The 17,289-nt window shown below is 41.3% G+C and carries 15 protein-coding genes and 1 pseudogene; 10 read left to right on the top strand and 6 right to left on the bottom strand.

Features of this window, described 5'->3' with window-relative positions:
* Positions 1–87: 87 nt before the first annotated feature.
* From GKO22_RS08375 to GKO22_RS08400, 6 genes are all read left to right on the top strand, one after another.
* Positions 88–2,193: a HEPN domain-containing protein gene (locus tag GKO22_RS08375; protein ID WP_166334086.1), complete on the top strand. Its 2,106-nt coding sequence runs from the start codon at positions 88–90 to the stop codon at positions 2,191–2,193.
* A 29-nt stretch (positions 2,194–2,222) separates the two neighbouring features.
* Positions 2,223–2,996 (top strand): uroporphyrinogen-III C-methyltransferase, encoded by a 774-nt coding sequence (gene cobA, locus GKO22_RS08380; protein ID WP_166334087.1) that lies wholly within the window; start codon positions 2,223–2,225, stop codon positions 2,994–2,996.
* Positions 2,993–3,565, top strand: a complete 573-nt coding sequence (locus GKO22_RS08385) for a precorrin-2 dehydrogenase/sirohydrochlorin ferrochelatase family protein (protein ID WP_166334088.1) — start codon at positions 2,993–2,995, stop codon at positions 3,563–3,565. The genes cobA and GKO22_RS08385 overlap by 4 nt, the downstream gene beginning before the upstream one ends.
* Positions 3,562–4,260, top strand: coding sequence for a phosphoadenylyl-sulfate reductase (locus tag GKO22_RS08390; RefSeq protein WP_166334089.1), 699 nt, complete (start codon positions 3,562–3,564; stop codon positions 4,258–4,260). Before GKO22_RS08385 ends, GKO22_RS08390 begins: the two co-directional genes overlap by 4 nt.
* A 9-nt stretch (positions 4,261–4,269) precedes the next feature.
* Complete coding sequence (gene cysD, locus GKO22_RS08395) at positions 4,270–5,160, top strand: sulfate adenylyltransferase subunit CysD (RefSeq protein WP_166334090.1); 891 nt, start codon at positions 4,270–4,272, stop codon at positions 5,158–5,160.
* Positions 5,161–5,241: 81 nt separating this feature from the next.
* Positions 5,242–6,489, top strand: coding sequence for a sulfate adenylyltransferase subunit 1 (locus tag GKO22_RS08400; protein WP_166334091.1), 1,248 nt, complete (start codon positions 5,242–5,244; stop codon positions 6,487–6,489).
* Positions 6,490–6,713: 224 nt separating this feature from the next.
* Here GKO22_RS08400 and GKO22_RS08405 read toward each other — a convergent pair whose 3' ends face one another.
* Both GKO22_RS08405 and GKO22_RS08410 read right to left on the bottom strand, forming a co-directional pair.
* Positions 6,714–7,133, bottom strand: coding sequence for a putative quinol monooxygenase (locus GKO22_RS08405; RefSeq protein ID WP_206367856.1), 420 nt, complete (start codon positions 7,131–7,133; stop codon positions 6,714–6,716).
* Positions 7,134–7,366: 233 nt separating this feature from the next.
* Complete coding sequence (locus GKO22_RS08410; protein ID WP_166334092.1) at positions 7,367–8,035, bottom strand: cysteine hydrolase family protein; 669 nt, start codon at positions 8,033–8,035, stop codon at positions 7,367–7,369.
* Between the two features lie 388 nt (positions 8,036–8,423).
* On the opposite strand from GKO22_RS08410, the gene GKO22_RS08415 reads away from it, so the two are divergent.
* From GKO22_RS08415 to GKO22_RS08425, 3 genes are read left to right on the top strand one after another with little or no spacing between them, the layout of a single operon-like run.
* Positions 8,424–9,512, top strand: coding sequence for a glycosyltransferase family 4 protein (locus tag GKO22_RS08415; protein WP_166334094.1), 1,089 nt, complete (start codon positions 8,424–8,426; stop codon positions 9,510–9,512).
* Positions 9,502–10,581, top strand: coding sequence for a UDP-N-acetylglucosamine--N-acetylmuramyl-(pentapeptide) pyrophosphoryl-undecaprenol N-acetylglucosamine transferase (locus GKO22_RS08420; protein ID WP_166334096.1), 1,080 nt, complete (start codon positions 9,502–9,504; stop codon positions 10,579–10,581). Before GKO22_RS08415 ends, GKO22_RS08420 begins: the two co-directional genes overlap by 11 nt.
* Entirely contained in the window at positions 10,571–11,410 is an 840-nt protein-coding gene (locus tag GKO22_RS08425) for a glycosyltransferase family 2 protein (RefSeq protein ID WP_166334098.1), read from the top strand. Before GKO22_RS08420 ends, GKO22_RS08425 begins: the two co-directional genes overlap by 11 nt.
* Before the next feature lie 71 nt (positions 11,411–11,481).
* Here the strand turns inward: GKO22_RS08425 and GKO22_RS08430 are convergent, their stop codons facing one another.
* The 3 genes from GKO22_RS08430 to GKO22_RS08440 all read right to left on the bottom strand — a co-directional run bounded on the left by GKO22_RS08430 (position 11,482) and on the right by GKO22_RS08440 (position 15,308).
* The gene (locus tag GKO22_RS08430; protein ID WP_166334100.1) at positions 11,482–12,375 is read right to left on the bottom strand and encodes a bestrophin family protein; all 894 of its coding nucleotides are present in this window, start codon (positions 12,373–12,375) and stop codon (positions 11,482–11,484) included.
* Positions 12,376–12,553: 178 nt separating this feature from the next.
* A complete protein-coding gene (locus tag GKO22_RS08435; protein ID WP_166334102.1) occupies positions 12,554–13,444 on the bottom strand; it encodes an SMP-30/gluconolactonase/LRE family protein in 891 nt (296 codons plus the stop codon).
* A 19-nt stretch (positions 13,445–13,463) separates the two neighbouring features.
* Complete coding sequence (locus GKO22_RS08440; protein ID WP_166334104.1) at positions 13,464–15,308, bottom strand: glycoside hydrolase family 15 protein; 1,845 nt, start codon at positions 15,306–15,308, stop codon at positions 13,464–13,466.
* A 92-nt stretch (positions 15,309–15,400) separates the two neighbouring features.
* Here GKO22_RS08440 and GKO22_RS08445 point away from each other — a divergent pair, with 92 nt between their 5' ends.
* Positions 15,401–16,177, top strand: a complete 777-nt coding sequence (locus tag GKO22_RS08445) for an SDR family NAD(P)-dependent oxidoreductase (RefSeq protein ID WP_166334106.1) — start codon at positions 15,401–15,403, stop codon at positions 16,175–16,177.
* A 194-nt stretch (positions 16,178–16,371) separates the two neighbouring features.
* Here the strand turns inward: GKO22_RS08445 and GKO22_RS08450 are convergent.
* A pseudogene (locus GKO22_RS08450) lies at positions 16,372–17,289 on the bottom strand (endonuclease/exonuclease/phosphatase family protein); the annotation flags it as partial.

Genomic DNA, 17,289 nt, shown 5'->3' on the forward strand with positions numbered 1-17,289 from the left:
TTGTCTATATTTTTTTTAGATTTGTATTACGGCAGTTGTTGTACTTGAACGACTGTAGAGATAACGTACTGAAATTTAGATGAGATTATGCAAAGTTTTCGAACAGAACTGGAAAACCCAGTCGTTGAACAAGAGATCATTGCGTTAGCGCAAAAAATACGTGATTTCCACGCAGGGACGCTTCCTGAGGAGAAATTTCGTTCGTTGCGTTTAGCGCGCGGTGTCTATGGACAGCGGCAAGCCGGAGTGCAGATGGTGCGCATTAAGTTACCTTTTGGCCGGCTGACTTTCCAGCAGATATTAAAAATTGCCGATGTATCAGATGAGTATGCTAGTAAAAACCTGCATTTAACGACGCGACAAGATATACAGATCCATTATGTGAGTCTAGACAAAACACCGGAACTGTGGTCTAAACTGGCCGAAGATGATATTACGCTGCGCGAAGCTTGTGGTAACACCGTTCGTAATGTAACTGCATCGGCTACCGCCGGAATTGATCCAAAGGAACCATTTGATGTATCTCCGTATGCGCACGCCACCTTTTTGTATTTCCTCAGAAATCCAATTTGTGCCGAGATGGGGCGCAAGATTAAGATATCTTTCTCCTCCAGTGAGGATGATACTGCCTTCTCTTACATTCATGATTTCGGTTTTATTCCAAAAGTGAAGGTGATTGATGGGAAAGAGGTGCGTGGTTTTAAAGTGATGATGGGGGGCGGATTAGGAGCTCAACCCATTTTAGCCCATGCGATTTTCGACTTTTTGCCTTCCAATGAGATCATTCCTTACATGGAAGCTACGCTTCGCGTGTTTGACAGGCATGGTGAGCGCAATAACCGCAATAAAGCTCGATTCAAGTACTTGATCCAAAAACTAGGCTTGGAGGAAGTATTGAGCTTAATCGAAACGGAAAAAACGGCGATAAAATCCAAAAAGTTTGAAATCGATCTCGATGCCGTCGTACAGCCTGAGCCTCCAACAGCCATTGTAGAGCCAGTTGCTCCGGTAGATGCTTTAGCGTATGAGATATGGAGGCAAACGAATGTATTTGAGCAGAAGCAAGAAGGCTATTTTGGTGTATATGTAAAAGTGCTTACGGGCGATATTCCGACCGACAAAGCACGCATCTTGGTGGATGGCATCAGAGATCATATCGCCGATGATATCCGTATTACCCAAGATCAGAACTTATTATTCAAATACGTACGCGAAGAATCTTTGCCACATATCTATAATGTATTGCATAGCGTAGGTTATGCCCGCGCTGGATATGATAGCACATCCGACGTGACGACCTGTCCCGGTACCGATACCTGTAATTTAGGTATTTCTAATTCTACGGAAATGGCGCGTGTCATTGAGCAATATATTCATGAGTTTCATGCGGATTTTGTACACGAAAAGCAGTTGAAAATCAAGATTTCTGGCTGTATGAATTCTTGTGGACAGCATGGGTTAGCACATATTGGCTTCCACGGTAGTTCCGTCAAAGCAGATGGCAAAGTTGTTCCAGCAGCACAAGTGATGCTGGGAGGCGGTACATTGGGCGACGGATTGGGTCGTGTGGCAGAACGCGTGATCAAAGTTCCGACGAAGCGCGTGTTGCAAGTCGTTGACGTGTTATTAATTGATTATAAAAATAACCGCGAAGCGGAAGAAAAATTCCATGCGTATTACGAGCGGCAGACCAAGGATTATTTCTATCGATTGCTGAAGCCCTTAGCAGATCTGACCACGCTTACGGATGATGAATTCGTAGATTGGGGTCACGAAGGTACTTTCTCAACGGCCATTGGTGTGGGTGAATGTGCAGGCGTCGTGATTGATTTGGTGGCTACTTTGCTATTTGAATCTGAGGAGAAGATAGATTGGGCGAGACAGGCTTTAGAAAAAGGACAATATGCAGATGCGATCTACCATAGTTATAGCTCATTCGTCAATACCGCTAAAGCATTATTATTGGACAAAGGTGTAAACGCCAGCACACAAGCGCAAGTAATTGCCGAATTTGAAACCAGATTTGTAGAGGAAGAGTTGTTCTCATTCCCTAACTCATTTACAGAAAGAGTATTGCAGATCAACAAATATGAACCTTCCAAAGAATTTGCAGAAGCGTATCTGACACAAGCGACAGCCTTTTATCTGGAAGGTGTAGAAAGAAGAGAAGAGCTTCGTGTCGTAAATTCCTAATTAAAAAACAGGACGAGAAAGAGAATCGGATGAAAGAAATAAAACCATTTATCACGTTGGTGGGAGCAGGACCTGGAGATGCGGAACTGATCACTTTAAAGGGCATTAAGGCCATTCGCGAAGCGGATGTGATCTTGTACGATGCCTTGGTCAATGACGAGCTACTGGATTACGCCAAGCCCAACTGTGTGAAAGTATATGTCGGTAAACGTGCGGAGCGGTTGTCCACTTCACAAGATGAGATCAATAAATTATTGGTTGATTATGCCATGAACTTCGGTCATGTGGTACGCCTCAAAGGTGGCGATCCATTTGTATTTGGTAGAGGTGGTGAAGAGCTGGATTACGCACATGCACATCAAATTGAAACGGCTGTAGTACCAGGAATATCTTCCTCGATTTCGTTAACAGGTCTTCAACAGATTCCATTAACCTATCGCAATATTGCAGAAAGTTTCTGGGTGATTACAGGATCTACTTCCGATACACAACTATCCAAAGATCTACAATTGGCCGTAAAAAGCACTGCTACCGTGGTGGTGTTAATGGGATTTGCGAAACTATCGCAGATCGTAGCGCAATACCAGCAAGAAGGTAAGCATGAATTGCCTATCGCGGTTATACAAAACGGATCTACGCAAGAAGAACGTATCGTATTAGGTACTGTAGATACGATTGTAGGACAAGTCCAGTCAGCAGGAATTGGTGCACCAGCTATCATTGTCTTAGGCGAAGTCGTGGCAAAACACCGAGAATTTGCTCAGGTAATGGAAAGCGTAAAAACAACGGTACTTTCATCATGAATACCTTATTCCCAATCTACATAAAGATGCACCAGATTCAAACGTTGGTGGTTGGCGCTGGGCCAGTAGGTTTGGAAAAGTTGCAGGCAATTTTCAATAATTCGCCCGAAGCAAAGGTACGTGTCGTGGCCGAAGTAATTAGTGCGGAGTTCAAAGAATTTGTTCGTGATCTTACAACGGTAACCGTGGCGGAAAGATCATTTAAAGCAAGTGATTTAGACGGTATTGATGTCGCTATATTGGCTACGGACAACGAATCTTTGAATAACTGGGTGCGCGAACTCGCTACTGAAAAACACATCCTATTAAATGTCGCGGACAAGCCAAGCTTATGCGATTTCTATTTGGGATCTGTGGTGCAAAAAGGTGATTTAAAAATTGGCATATCGACCAACGGAAAATCACCGACAATCGCCAAACGGGTGAAAGAGCTCTTGCAAGAGCTCATTCCAGAAGAGATCGATGAGACGCTGGCACTGATGCAAGAGATGCGCAATGGACTGAAAGGTGATTTGCAACAGAAAATAACCGTGCTCAATGCACATACAAAGGAGTTGTTAGACAAATGATAGCAGAGATTAGAAGAGATATTGCGGGGTTGGATGCCAAAGAAATATTGGCGTATCTGCAGCAACATCATGCGGCAGAAACTATCTTCTCGACCTCATTTGGGATAGAAGATCAAGTGCTGACGCATTTATTATACGAGGTGCAAAGCCACATCAATATGTTTACTTTGGATACCGGTAGGCTTTTTCCAGAAACCTATTACGTGTGGAACAGAACGCTGGAAACTTATGGTTTTCCGATCCGTCCATACTATCCACAAACGCACGAAGTTGAGCAAATGGTAGCGTTGAAAGGACCTTCCAGTTTTTACGAGAGCGTTGAAAATCGGAAAGAATGCTGCTACATACGCAAGATAGAACCTTTGCAACGTGCGATTCAAGGGTATAAAATATGGATTACAGGAATCCGAGCCGATCAGTCGGCCAATCGTCACGATATGGAACAAGTGGAGTGGGATGAGGCCAATCAGATGATTAAGATTCATCCGCTATTTCACTGGACCTTGGAAGAAGTGGAATCTTTTCTAAAGAAGAATTTCGTGCCGTACAATCCACTACACGATAAAGGATTCCCCAGCATCGGTTGCCAGCCTTGTACCAGAGCGGTCGCGCCAGGTCAGGATTTCAGAGCTGGACGATGGTGGTGGGAGGATCAAAGTAAAAAAGAATGTGGTTTACATGCTACGAGTAAATAAGAAAAACGAATGGATTATTTAGATCATTTAGAGGCGGAGGCCATTTATATATTGCGTGAGGTAGCTGGTCAGTTTGAGAATCCTGCCTTGTTATTTTCTGGCGGAAAAGATTCGATCACACTGGTTCACTTAGCTAAAAAAGCTTTTAGACCGGGAAAATTTCCCTTTCCATTAGTACATATTGATACGGGGCATAATTTTCCGGAAACCATCAGCTTTCGTGATCAACTCGTTGCAGAGTTGGGCGAGCAGTTGATCGTTGGTTATGTGCAAGATAGTATCGACCAAGGAAAAGTAGTCGAACAAACAGGCAAGAATGCAAGCAGAAATGCCTTACAGACTGTCACGCTCTTAGATACCATCGAGCAATATGGTTTTGATGCTTGTATCGGTGGTGCACGCCGTGATGAGGAGAAAGCACGTGCCAAAGAACGCATCTTTTCCGTGCGTGATGAGTTTGGCCAATGGGATCCGAAGCGTCAACGTCCTGAATTATGGAATATCTTGAACGGCAAGATCAATAAAGGAGAAAATGTACGTGTATTCCCGATATCCAATTGGACGGAATTAGATGTATGGAACTACATCAAACGTGAAAATATTGCTTTACCATCGATCTACTTTAGCCATCAGCGTGATGTCGTATTACGCAATGGGCAGTGGATGGCGGCAGCTCCATTTTTGCAAATTGATGGAACTGATACCGTAGATCATAAATCCGTGCGTTTTAGAACCGTAGGGGATATGACCTGTACGGCGGCAGTAGATTCAGAAGCGGTCGAATTAGATGATATTATAGAAGAAATTCGCTCTTCGACAATTAGTGAGCGTGGCGCTCGCTTAGACGATAAAGTGTCGGAAGCGGCGATGGAAGAACGTAAAAAACAAGGTTATTTTTAATTTGCACTTCGTAGTAAGTCGCGCGTGCAGAGGTGATCAACATGCGCATTACGCAATACGCATTACTCAGTACTAATCATAATGGATATATTAAAGTTTATAACAGCAGGTTCGGTAGATGATGGAAAAAGCACGTTGATTGGTCGCTTGTTATACGACACCAATTCCGTACTCGACGATCAGCTCGAAGCGATTAAGAAAGCGAATCGCAAGAATAACGATGGTACCGTGGATTTGGCGATTCTGACGGATGGCTTGAAAGCAGAACGGGAGCAAGGCATTACCATCGATGTGGCCTATAAATATTTCCAAACGGAGCGTCGCAAATTCATCATTGCGGATGCGCCTGGACATATACAATATACCCGTAACATGGTGACTGGCGCGTCGAATTCTGATCTCATTGTGATCTTGGTAGATGCGCGCAAAGGGGTGATCGAACAGACCAAAAGACATTCTTTCTTGGCTAAATTGCTATCCATGAAGAAAGTGCTAGTCTGTGTGAATAAAATGGATATGGTCGACTACGATCAACAGGTTTTTACTAACATAAAAGCAGATTATGAGCAATTAGCAGACAGATTGGGTTTAGAAAATGTGGATTATATTCCAGTTTCCGCCTTGAAGGGCGATAATATCGTCCACAAATCAGTGCGCATGACTTGGTTTGAAGGTGAAGCGTTGCTAGATTACTTGGAAAAGGTAGAATTTCCCGAAGCAAAACTATCGAAAGGTTGGCGTTTTCCAGTACAATGGGTCGTTCGGCCACAAACGGAGGATTTACACGATTACCGAGGTTACGCAGGTCGCGTTTTAGGATCAGGCTTGCGTGTCGGTGAAGAAGTCATCATCTTACCAAGCGGCGTACAAAGTATTGTAGACCGTATTGAGATTAATCAGCAAGCTTTTACCGAAGCAGAAAATGGGCAATCCGTTATTGTGCATTTAAGCACGGACGTGGATATTTCACGCGGTGATACAATTATTAGCGCTGCACATCCAACACATAGCGATCGTAGTTTTGAAGCCAACATTAGTTGGTTTGACAGCAAACCGCTGGATACAGCGCAATTATACTTATTGCAACATCACAGCAAAACGGTCAAAATTAAAGTTCCTGAAGTGTTGTACAAATACGACGTAAATACACAGGAACAACACTACGGTTCGGATATTAAGCTGAATGATATTGGCAAAGTTTTCATTAAAGCTGCGGATGAAATTCCTTTTGATCTACAAGTAGATTTTCCAGAAAATGGTCGTGCCATTATAATTGATCCACGCACAAATATTACCGTCGGAGCTATCACCATCGAACAGGTAGCGTAAAGCGAAAAGCAGAAGAAATTAATATTTTATTTAAGCAACACATAATAGGTGTGTTGCTTGAACACTCTATTTAACATAATATATATTATAATGTAATTAAATTGATAAATTCCACTATCTCGTTTTCCCAGCAACCAATAGCAAAGTTTTTTTTTTCAAACTATTATTTATCTGCCTACGGATGATCACATTCGTGATATAAAATAAGGTGTTTTTCGCCTTATTTACAGATCTACCTTTTTAAAGATCTTCGACATCGTTAATGTATCCATAGCGTCCATATCCAATATGTTCAACGAAATTACCATTTTAGCCGTCGCTGTTTTATAGTGCTCGAAATGAGCGGTTTTTAAATGGCTTAGGTATGCTTCTTCATTCGCATAGATTTCCAAAATTCTTACTTGAGTTGGATTTTCAATTTCAAACATTGGAAAAATCGAAATTACGCCTGGTTCCAATCGTACGGAAGCTTCCGCTTCTTCGATGAGAATCGCTTTATATTCCTCAAAATGGCTAGGTTCTATTTCAAGTTCTGCAATTCGTACCATCATGTCGCTTGCAATGGACTCAGGTTTTTTCGGATCACATGACACACACATCAGCATGGTTAACACCAACAGACACAAAGCAAGATTAGTTTTCATTACTAAGATATATTTTCCACTAATCTAAATAAAACCAATGGCAATGATGGTGTACGAGATTTGCAAATATAGATTTTACTGGAAGAAGTTATTTTGCAAGCAACCGCAAGTACGATAAATAACTGGGACGGCTAGACCATCTAAACAACTATCGCAACTTGGTGGATTTACCTATTACGAATTGAGATTAGAAGAGATGGTATTAAAAGATTAATCCCAACACTCCACTTTTCTTATTTCTGTTTTAAATATTCCTCACTCGTTTTGATGTCTGCGTACAAACCGCCCAGTGCATTAAGACCAGCGAGGTGCGCTTCTGTGATTTGTTGTGCCGGAATTACTTTACCATTCAACTCCCGATCTCTGGTGGTCACGGCATCGGAGATAATCGTATTACTAAAACCATAATCCATAGCTGCCCTTGTCGTCGCGTCCACACAGACATCCGTCATCATACCTACAATGACTAAATTTGAAATATCCTTTTGATTCAGATAATCTAGCAATTCCGTATCTCTAAAACTATTAGGATAGTTTTTGGTAATCACCTTCTCTCCTTCCAATGGTGCAACACTGCTGTGAATTTTAACTCCTTCTGTATTGGGCAAGAAAAAGCCAGCGCTTGCATCAGTAGCTATATGTTGAATGTGAATTACCGCAAAATTACTATCTCTAAAATGTTTCAATAATTTGGACGCTTTCTGCGCTCTTTCATTAGCATTATAGAGCTCCATGGCTCCATTAGTGAAATAATCATTCTGAATATCGATAATTACTAATGCCGTTTTGGAAGGATTAGTAATGCTTCTTAGTTTTTCTTTTTGCTGTTGGTTACTAACCTGTCCGTGCGAAGTGGATACCAATCCAAATGCGATCACTAATGCTGAAATTGTCTTTTTCATACCACTTATTTTTTAATAATTAAATATACATTTTTTAAAATATTTTCTTTATAATATATTTTATAAACCAATATAGTTATTAAATGTTTTTCAGCAGATAAATAATCTTCGTAAACAGATTAGTAAAGCGGTATGGAAGATCCTTTAACTATTAATTGCGTTAACAATATCGGAATAGCATTAACGATTCCTACTAAAGCTTACATTAAGTACCTGTTTTAAGAAAGCTAAATACCTGTATATGATATTACGCCACGCTTGGCATTAGCTTTGAACAGGCATCCATAGTTTGCTTATTGATTACCACGCACACTGCATCATCTATCCACCTTAGACAGTTTTTCACCACAACATTTGTCTAGGTTTAACACGACGAAAACACGATCAAATGAAAATTGGAATAATCGCACACTTGAAACATCCTATACGTAAACCTTTTATGGGGGGATTAGAAGCATTTACGCACGACATCACCAGCTTACTGATGCGCCGAGGGCATGATGTCACTTTATTTGCTAGTGAGCACTCCGACCCCGCCCTCCCCTTACAATCTATCATGAGTGATATGGACTATGATAGAGAAACTTTCAGTCGGTTTAGAGCACATGAGCTTTCAGAAGATTTCATATCCACGCATCACGCCTATCTGGAACTTATGCAAGACATCGACAATCAAGGATTTGATTTGATCTTCAATAACAGTTTGAACTATGTCCCAATCACCATGTCTACTATCGTGAATACTCCTATGGTGACCGTTTTGCATACTCCACCAATATTTGAGATGAAGCGTGCAATTGGTAAAATAAGAGATAAAAACAAGATGCATTATGTATCAGTATCCCAATCCAATGCGCAATCTTGGAAGCCATATATGCCCTCAGGATGCCATGTTATCAATAATGGAATTGATGTGAAGAAATGGACTTTCTCTGCCCAAAATGATCGTGAATACGTCATTTGGTTCGGCCGCATTCATCCAGATAAAGGTACACATTACGCGATTGAGGCAGCTCGATTAGCAGGTAAACGCATTAAGATCGCCGGTTCAATTGCAGATCGTCACTACTTTGATACCAATGTAGCACCTCTACTGGGTGAAGATGCGGAATGGGTAGACTTGTGTACACACGACCAGCTCAATCAGCTAATTGGTCAAGCAGAAGTAAGTATTATCACACCGTGCTGGGATGAGCCTTTTGGTCTAGTTGTAGCAGAAAGTTTGGCATGCGGCACACCGGTCGCTGGATTTGCGCGAGGCGCATTGCCTCATATCCTCACTAAGGATATTGGATCGTTAACAGCGTCTTGTAATACGCATGAGTTAGCGGAATGTATCGTGAAGGCGAGTCAACTTTCCAGATCTGCATGCCGATCGTACGCCGAAAAGGAATTGGGTATGGATAAGATGGTGTCTGCTTACGAAGCATTATTTCATGATATAGTAGATACCAAATATTTGCCTCATGCCATTTAGATATTGCTATTATGTGCATCACCACGGCTCGGGGCACATCATGCGCGCTATTGCCATTGCAAAAGGACTTCCGAATCAGAACATCACTTTCTTAGGTAGCGACTTACTACCCTATTGTAAGCTAATACCAGAAAATGTAAATTGTGTCCATCTACCGATTGATACAGCTAGCGCAGAAGATGTTCACCATATTTTAGATCCCGTGTCATTTTTGCACTACGCGCCACTACGTGTTTCAGGTTTACTACATAGAAATGCTTTAATGATTGATTTCTTTCGGCGAAATCCAGAAACCATCCTATTGATTGATGTTTCTGCAGAAGTTGCTTTGTTGGCTCGGCTTTGTGGTATACCCACTGTACTTATCAGGCAAAATGGTGTACGGAATGATACCGCGCATCATCTTGCCTATGAGAGTGCGCAGCTAATTATTGCGCCATTTCCTTCATTTTTGGATTCGAAGTTTGACAATCCAGCCTACCACAAAACATTATATGCTGGCGGCTTTTCACGCTACACGCATGTAAAAGATCTAGTTCAGTTGGGAAATGATGTCGCCGTATTTTTGGGACAAGGTGGAACGAATATAGATCTATTTTTTATTCGACATTTACGCACATGTCTGCGTACGGAGATGCATTTGCATATTATTGGAGCGGTAGAGTCCGATGCCAGCATTGACGGAGTAACTTTTCATGGCGTTTTGGATCAACCAAATGCTGTTTTAAGATCTTGTGACGTGGTTATTTGCAATGCTGGACACAATACAATCATGGAATTGGTGGATCTAAACAAATCCATCATTTGCATACCAGCTAGCCGCCCTTTTGACGAACAACTACAGAAAGCTTATTATCTAAGCCAATCCGGTTGTGCGATCACCGTACTGGAAGAAGATATATATCACACCGATTGGAATGATAGAATTGAGGAAGCTCTTAAATTAGATAAAGCAGTACTTGAGCATGTCACAGATGTTGAAGCCGTCACGAATATTGTGCATCATTTAGAAGAGCTTCGGAAAAGATTACTCGAGATACCATTAACACCTTATGCATATGATTCGTAAAACTGAAAATATCGCGGTACTCACTCTTGTCCATCAACGTGGCAAAGCTTTGGTCAATATGTTGAATGGTATCGCTACGGGATCTACTTGGCCGCAAGAGGTTTTGATCATATTCATGAACGAACAACCTTTGGTATTGGATATCGAATATCCATTTTCTATAAGAAGTATCGTATTGGAGACTGACACAGGTCTTAATTTAGGAGCTGCGCGTAACCTAGCGATGAGAGAATCGTCTGTGAATTACAATGTATTTCTTGATGTTGATTGTATACCTGATAAAGACTTTTTAGAAACCTATTATAATCAGCTTGAAAACAATTCCGATGTCTTATACACTGGTCGTGTACGCTACCTACCAGCAGCTTTCGATCAAACGGAAAACTGGACAAACCGTTTGGAAGAGATTAGTGCTCCAGATCCTGTGCGTCATGCCATAAAAAACTACCCATACGAATTGTTTTGGTCGCTAAATTTTGGCTGTTCGAAAGAGGTATTTAACAAAATTGGTGGTTTTGATATGCAATATTTAGGCTACGGTGCCGAAGATACAGATTTTGCCTTTCAGGCAAGGCATAATGGTATAGCGCTGCAAACAATTGATGCGCTAGCATTTCACCAGTACCATGCTTCTTATCAACCACCCTTGAATCATTTGGAAAGTATATGTCGTAACGCTAATCGCTTCTTTTCAAAATGGCAATTTTGGCCCATGCAAGGATGGATAGATGCCTTTGAAAAGGCAGGCTATGTAAAAAAGGCTGATGACAATCTGGAAATCAGATCACTGCCTTCAGACGAGGACATCATGGCTGCGCTAAAGCGCTAGAAAACAATGAAACCATAAAAAAGTCCATTCTTAATAGAGAATGGACTTTTTTGACAGTAGTCAAAACCGTTTTACAAAGCATAAAATGATTCTGGTTTTATCGGGTCTGGTTTATCGGTTTTACCCAACATCTCCAACGTATTGATATGAATATTGCGTGCAATCGTGGTCATCGGTGTATCGTGTGCCCGATTGCTAAACGGATCTTGCATGTGTGTGGCCGTGCGCTCTAATAGAAAGAAACAACTTGAGCTCACCACCAACAGTGGCAACTCAAATAAGCTAGCTATCTCTCCTAAAGAAATGGATAAGGTCACTACAAAGACATAAATCATAAAATGCAAAAAGAGCCGATAGGTTACTGGAAACACCGTATTTTTGATTCGTTCTGCCATACCCATATGATCTGAAAATCGAACGAATGAGGTGTTGATCTGAACATGACTAAATTCAGTAAGATCACCAGTTTTACGTAATTCGGCCACTTGCAATGCGCCTTGTTGCATCAATGTTAGCGGCACATTGGACTGATCTTCTAGCCCCTGCATATCTTGCTCACTAATCAGATCTTCGATGTGTTTTTTGGGGTTTTGACCGCGAAGATTTTGACCCAAACTATAACACCATGCGACATGCCGCATAGCGATTTGCTCAATTACCTCTTTCTGATCGGGTGATATGAATGATTGCAGCTGCAAGACCATACTCCGGCTATCGTTGACAATGCCGCCCCAAATTTTACGTGCCTCCCACCAGCGATCGTATGATTGATTTAGATTGAATGATAACAATACAGATATCGCTGTACCAATAAATGCTGGTATCGAGATGTGCATTGGCGGTATATAGTCAATAAATGTGATGGTTAAGTATTTAACCACGGATCCTATTATAATTACATACAGGAGTTCCAAGCGGATTTTGTTAAAAATATACCGCATTGGAATCTTTTTGCTAATTAACATATATTAAGTAATATTAAAATGTCGTCCTTCCACAGATGATTATAAGGCATATAATGATAACGAGTCGAAAAACAGGTTTCGCCTTCAGACCGTCACACTGTAATTTCTTACCTTATACCTTCAGCAAGAACAATTATGTACTTCAAATGTTTTTTGGTAGATGATGGTGAGGCAGATATTATAGGATTTGAACAAATTTGTTCGCCTTCACACCGTAATAGGGTAAGTTTTCCAACACAAAGGTATATCCAGCTTGCGGTTGATCTGCCAGTTCTTCCTCGGAAAGTTCCTTTGCCGCGGTTGTAATGTAGAGATCATTGTACTGTTTTCCTCCAAAAACGCAACTGGTAACTTGTTTAACAGGCAATTCAATTTTTGCTAAAATCTCACCTGTATCCGGGTTTCTTCTTGTCACACATCCACCACCAAAATGTGCCACCCAAATCATTCCTTCGCTATCTAAGGTCATACCATCAGGCACTCCCTCTTCTTCATCAAAAGTAACCACAGTGTGTATATCGGTGATACCTACTTGAATACTGTCATAGGTAAATCGCCGTATACTGGCTTTATCACTTTCTACATGATAAAATCTGCTTTTCGACTCATCCCAATCCAATCCGTTAGATATGGTGGTCTCGTCTAACACTTTCTTGAAGGTCAAATCTGGATAAAGCACATACATCGCACCGCGATGCTCTTTTTCATCTGTATGCATACTGGCAATCCAAAATCGCCCACTCGGATCCACCTTACCATCATTATACCGATTTTCGGGTGCATGCGGTTCTGGTTGCGCCAAGAATTTGGCCTCGCCTTGCGGCAAGGTCATAGTATAAATTCCGCTAGACATGGCCGCAAGAAAGCGACCATCTTGGCACGGCGCGATCGCTCCAACAGGATTATCAACAGTGGTAATTTTCAACGATTTATCAGCTGGATAATAAGAATAAATATCTGCTGAAAGTATGTCTACAAAATGTAGACATTCTTGGCGATCGTCCCATACCGGTGATTCGCCCAATTGGCATGGAACCGCGACCACCACTTTTAAAGATTTTTCTATCATGTTATGTTATCTTATTCCCTTAAGACGGTTTTTTAAGACTTTCTGTTTGCCTTCCAATTTGTTTATTCAATTCCAGCGCCGCGCTGATGAGACCGAGATGCGTAAAGGCTTGTGGGAAATTCCCTAAATGCTCGCCCTTTTTGCTGATTTGCTCCGCAAACAAGCCTAAATGGTTACCATAACTTAGCATTTTCTCGAAATTCTCGACGGCTTCATCTACGCGCCCCATCTTCGCCAGTACCTCAATATACCAGAACGAACACATGGTAAAGGTGCCCTCCTCACCTTCTAAACCATCAATTCCTTCATCGTTTAGGTAACGGTAGACTAGAACATCAATACGTAATTCTTCATCTAATGCTTTCATCGTATCTTCCCAGCGAGGCTCTTCGGGTGTTATAAAATGAACCAATGGCATCAGCAACACACTAGCATCCATTCGTTTTGATGTCTTTGCACCATCCTTGTGCTGTACCCAAGCCTTGATATCATCATTCCAGAAATTTTCATAAATATCTTTGTAGATATCATTTCGCAAGCGATGCCAACGATCTGCATCGTATGGGAAAGAACGATCTTGACCTATTTTAATAGCCCGATCTATGGCCACCCAGCACATCAATCGACTATGTAAAAATTCGTGTTTTTCATTTCGAATCTCCCAAATACCGTGATCCGGCTCATTCCATCGCTTCTCTACCTGAGCCACTTCTTTAACGATGATCTCCCATAGCTCGTAAGTTATAGGCTTGTACATATTATTATAAATATAGATCGTATCAAGTAACTCGCCATAAATATCCAATTGCAACTGATTATTGGCTTCGTTACCAATGCGGACAGGCTTACTTTGTTTATAGCCTTCTAAGTGGTTTAAATCTTGTTCCTCCATCTCCGATGTACCATCTACTCGATATAATAGATGTAGATCGCGATCTCTATCTTGGGTAATAATCCAATCTAAGAATGCTTTTGCCTCATCCTTAAAGCCTAACTTCAAAAATGCATACATCGAGAATGCGGCATCGCGAATCCATGTAAAACGATAATCCCAATTGCGATCACCACCGATTTCTTCCGGTAGGCCAAAGGTAATCGCGGCCACCGTAGATCCATACTGCATAGATGTCATTAGCTTCAAGGTAATAGCAGAACGATGAATAATCTCTTGCCAACGACCTTGATAAGTAGATTGCTTCAACCAATCACGCCAGTATTTAATGGTAGCAAAATAGTTCTCAATACCATATTTCTCAATACTTTTAAAATTAGTCGTGTCACCATCTTTGGCTGTTTCTAATACAAAAATATGCTTCTTCCCCTCTTCAAGAGTAAAGGACGCATAGGCATCATTTTCGCGTAGCGTCATATCGCAGGAGGCGGATAAACGTACAGTGGATTGACCGTTATCTTTCGTACTAAAGTGTATGCTATCTTCGCTTCGTTCTGCCGTATGTTTTACTTTGGCGTAACCAAATCTTGGTTTACATTGCATCTTGAATTTAATATTACCTCGAATGGCTTTTACTTTCCGCACGATAGCGTTAAATGTAAAACAAGAATCCTCTACCACGGGCATGTAATCGGTGATTTCTACAATTCCATCTTCCGAAAAGAATCGAGTAATCAATACAGCCGTTCCTGGAATATAAATCTGCTTCACATTTACATCGCGCATCTCGGGCGTAATACTAAAGTAGCCGCCTTTATCTTTGTCTAAGAGCGCTCCGAAAATGGTTGGAGAATCAAATTTGGGAAAACACATGAAATCGATGGTACCATCCAAAGCTACTAAGGCCGCGGTATGCATGTTTCCAATAACGCCATGATCTTCAATAGCGGGGTAACCAGAATTTTTTCGCATAAATAATTTGCAACAAGGGATTTTTTTTAACCTGTTAGTTGAAAAACAAAAAGTGAGATTACTTGTTTTTTTTCTAAATAATTATTTTACAAATGGGAAAACTAGACAATAAGGTAGCCATCATTACTGGATCTGACTCTGGTATTGGACGTGCCATTGCAGAAGCTTTAGGAGAAGAAGGTGCTAAAGTCATCATCACATACCATTCTGATGAAGATAGTGCTAAAGAAACATCTGAATATCTGACGTCCCAGAAGGTGGTTCATACCACACATAAGCTTGATGTAAGCGATGAAAAAAGTGTAAATAGCGTATTTGAAAAAGTAATTGAAGAGTACGGTCAGATAGATATTTTGGTAAACAACGCCGGTGTAAACGGCAGCAATATCAAGGTCATAGATATGGATAATGATACATTCGATACCTGTATCAAAACCAATCTGTACGGTCCTTTTTATTGCACACGCAAATACTTGCGCCTACGTAAACCTGCTCAAAAAGGCGGAAAGATTATCAATGTGAGCTCGATACATGAAGAAGTTGTCACGGCAGGTAATAGCGACTATAATGCTTCTAAAGGTGGCTTAAAAAATTTCAGCCGTAGCTTGGCTTTGGAGTTGGCAGAAGAGGAAATCCAAGTAAACAACATCGCTCCAGGTATGATCTTGACGAGTATGAATCAAGAAGCCATGGATGATAAAAAGGTGAAAAAGGAAAAGGAACAAAATATTCCGATGAAGCGTGCTGGCGAGACGAAGGACATCAAAGCTGCAGCCATATTTTTGGCCTCTGCAGATAGTGATTACGTCACCGGATCTACCATTACAATAGATGGTGGACTGAGTATCAACTTAGGGCAAGGTGCGTAGTCCATTTTTCTAAGGCATCAACATTAACAAGAAGAGAGCGATTATCTATTATCGCTCTCTTCTTGTTTACCTTCTTCGATCAGCTCTTCTACATCCTCTTTTTCCTCTTCTTCCAATTCTTTCACTTCTTTTTGCTGCACCTCACTTTGCAGGTTGATGTGAAACGTGCATCCAATTGGAAAATGATCTGATCCTACCGATGGATAGATAAACAATTTATCAATAAAGACAGCCTTGCAGTGGAATAATAAATCTAATGGAACACGGAAAAACCAGTATTTCGCATGAAATGTAGCCAATATACCACGACCAATGCGTGCATCAATCAATTCACTGGTTTTCTTGAATAAGATGGAAGCGCGTGCCCACGCCACATTATTAAAATCTCCCACGACAACAACAGGCAATTCATAATCTCTAACTTTCTTCGCCACGCTCAGTAGATCACCATCCCGCTCTTTAGAATTGTCTTCCTCCGTCGGGCTCGGCGGTGGTGGATGCACGGCAAAAAATACAAATCGATGTCCATCCGCAGTTTCGAGCTCCGCTTCTATGCTCGGCAAATCATCGGCTACGAAATAATGCGTTTCTACGCGATTCATCTTAAGCTTGGTATACAGATGCATCCCATAGGTATTTTCCAACGTTACTTTTTGATAGTGTGGATACGCCTGTTCTAACGGGCGCATGGCTTCTTCCCAAGCAGCATTACTCTCCATCGTAACGAACACATCGGGGTCTTCGTTTTCGATCAGATCAATAAATCGTTGAAATTCGGTGTTATATTGATAAATATTGCAAGCGATAACACGCACTTGTTCAGACTTTTCGCCATCAACATCCTTGCTTCGTTGGCTTCGCCAAAACTTGGTATAACGCACAAAAATGTATAAGTGAAAAACGATTAGTGCAGCTTGAGCACCTTGCAATACCCACATCCAGCCATTGATCTGCACGTAGAAAAAAGTAAGTGGAAACACGATTAGCTGTAAGAAGAGCAGCTGCAAACGCATAAACTCCGGTACGCGAAATACCCAATGTTGATGTTGGATAAAGGGCAATGTGCTCAAAACGATCAAAAGAACCGACAGAACAAGTAATAGGATAAACAT

Source organism: Sphingobacterium chungjuense, assembly GCF_011316935.1.
Classification (GTDB): domain Bacteria; phylum Bacteroidota; class Bacteroidia; order Sphingobacteriales; family Sphingobacteriaceae; genus Sphingobacterium; species Sphingobacterium chungjuense.

Bases quoted from the DNA above. Each gene is read 5' to 3' on its own strand.
- GKO22_RS08375 (WP_166334086.1), top strand. From the start codon at position 88: ATGCAAAGTTTTCGAACAGAACTGGAAAACCCAGTCGTTGAACAAGAG.
- cobA (WP_166334087.1), top strand. From the start codon at position 2,223: ATGAAAGAAATAAAACCATTTATCACGTTGGTGGGAGCAGGACCTGGA.
- GKO22_RS08385 (WP_166334088.1), top strand. From the start codon at position 2,993: ATGAATACCTTATTCCCAATCTACATAAAGATGCACCAGATTCAAACG.
- GKO22_RS08390 (WP_166334089.1), top strand. From the start codon at position 3,562: ATGATAGCAGAGATTAGAAGAGATATTGCGGGGTTGGATGCCAAAGAA.
- cysD (WP_166334090.1), top strand. From the start codon at position 4,270: ATGGATTATTTAGATCATTTAGAGGCGGAGGCCATTTATATATTGCGT.
- GKO22_RS08400 (WP_166334091.1), top strand. From the start codon at position 5,242: ATGGATATATTAAAGTTTATAACAGCAGGTTCGGTAGATGATGGAAAA.
- GKO22_RS08405 (WP_206367856.1), bottom strand. From the start codon at position 7,133: ATGAAAACTAATCTTGCTTTGTGTCTGTTGGTGTTAACCATGCTGATG.
- GKO22_RS08410 (WP_166334092.1), bottom strand. From the start codon at position 8,035: ATGAAAAAGACAATTTCAGCATTAGTGATCGCATTTGGATTGGTATCC.
- GKO22_RS08415 (WP_166334094.1), top strand. From the start codon at position 8,424: ATGAAAATTGGAATAATCGCACACTTGAAACATCCTATACGTAAACCT.
- GKO22_RS08420 (WP_166334096.1), top strand. From the start codon at position 9,502: ATGCCATTTAGATATTGCTATTATGTGCATCACCACGGCTCGGGGCAC.
- GKO22_RS08425 (WP_166334098.1), top strand. From the start codon at position 10,571: ATGATTCGTAAAACTGAAAATATCGCGGTACTCACTCTTGTCCATCAA.
- GKO22_RS08430 (WP_166334100.1), bottom strand. From the start codon at position 12,375: ATGTTAATTAGCAAAAAGATTCCAATGCGGTATATTTTTAACAAAATC.
- GKO22_RS08435 (WP_166334102.1), bottom strand. From the start codon at position 13,444: ATGATAGAAAAATCTTTAAAAGTGGTGGTCGCGGTTCCATGCCAATTG.
- GKO22_RS08440 (WP_166334104.1), bottom strand. From the start codon at position 15,308: ATGCGAAAAAATTCTGGTTACCCCGCTATTGAAGATCATGGCGTTATT.
- GKO22_RS08445 (WP_166334106.1), top strand. From the start codon at position 15,401: ATGGGAAAACTAGACAATAAGGTAGCCATCATTACTGGATCTGACTCT.